The sequence below is a fragment of the Enterococcus sp. 12F9_DIV0723 genome (assembly GCF_002174375.1).
Lineage (GTDB): Bacteria > Bacillota > Bacilli > Lactobacillales > Enterococcaceae > Enterococcus_A > Enterococcus_A gilvus.
This window is the reverse complement of the sequence record NZ_NIBK01000001.1, coordinates 1,422,880-1,424,197: the sequence shown is the minus strand read 5'-3', so window position 1 is coordinate 1,424,197 and position 1,318 is coordinate 1,422,880. Positions and strand designations below refer to the sequence as shown.

General features: G+C 31.0%; 2 protein-coding genes. Both read right to left on the bottom strand.

Annotated features, from left to right (window positions below):
* Positions 1–365: 365 nt before the first annotated feature.
* Positions 366–572 carry a transposase family protein gene (locus A5868_RS19515; RefSeq protein WP_087654105.1) on the bottom strand — a complete coding sequence of 69 codons (207 nt, stop codon included), beginning with the start codon at positions 570–572 and terminating at the stop codon, positions 366–368.
* Between the two features lie 420 nt (positions 573–992).
* Positions 993–1,318: HAD hydrolase family protein (locus A5868_RS06800; protein ID WP_176374151.1), on the bottom strand; the 326-nt coding region annotated here is incomplete at its 5' end.

Sequence of the window (1,318 nt, the reverse complement as noted above, 5' to 3'; positions counted from 1 at the left end):
GTCAATATACTGTAATTTAAGTGAAAAAATGGCTTGAACCCAATAAACAAGGCATTACTATAGTCACAAAGACAAATTATATGATAACGCAGGAACTGAATCTTTACATGCGTTATTGAAAAAATAAGAAGTATACACTACAACTTACTCAGTTTTTGAAGAAACAAATCAATCCCTGTTTAGCTAAATTGAAGGATTCTATAATCTTAATCGAATCCATAGTTTGATTCATTACCTAACTCAACAGGAGTTTAAAAGCTTAGAAACAGAGAAAATGGCATAATTCCACTTATTTTCTTTCTACTTTAGCGTAACCATTCCAATAATAGTCCCTACTAAAATGTGTCCAATATATTAACTCAAATCTACTTTTTAGATACAGAAGGATTTTGGCATTTGATTCTTCGTGAAAGTATATTTAGATAGACTATCTTACTCTGAATAGGAAGGCCTTGAATTTGAATGGTGTAAGAGTCATGAAAATTATTGAATTCGCAACAACACCTAGGGCACTTTGCAAGGTAAAAATCGAAGAAACATAAAAGTTGATTCTCTCCTTTGTCATTCGCCAATTATCAACATATAAATTAACATCTGATAATAAAAATACTTCTTCCAAAGAAATATGACTTCTCCTTGTGTAAGAGTAATTACCATCAACTAAATTATACTATGTTTGATGTACCAAATCTCATAAAACTGAAAAGAATCCTTTTGGCGCTTAAAATATACTCCTCAAATTGCTTGATTTAATCACAAAAAAATCACATATAAAATATGCGTGCATCTATATCCAAAACTCGAACATAGTGATCAATCAGTTGTTATTCTACGAGGCCTTCAACTCTAAAATCGAAAAGTAGGTTACCATAAAAAGTAAGGCCTGTTTTACTCAATTTTTTTATGGGTTCTTTTTTAATATCAAGAAGAGAAGATATTTTTATAGAAAATTAACTAATTCCCACCACCAGTTTTGTTGCTCAAAACTTTCTTTAAGATAATTGGTCTAATGAACCATTAAGTGCTGCTTCAATTGCATGTAACACTCCTTGTTCCTCATTACTTTTAGTTATGAATTGTGAAATATCCTTGATTTCTTTCAGTGCATTCCCCATTGCAACCGTTGCTCCAAAATCTAAAGAGAGCATAGAATAATCATTTAAACTATCTCCTATTACCATTACATCATCCATAGTAAATCCAAGTTCTTCAATATATGATTGGATTACGGGGCCTTTTTGAGCATCAATGTTTGTAATTTCAAGATTATGATCGAAAGATGAAGCTACTGCTATATCATAATCCTCATTTAGAGCTT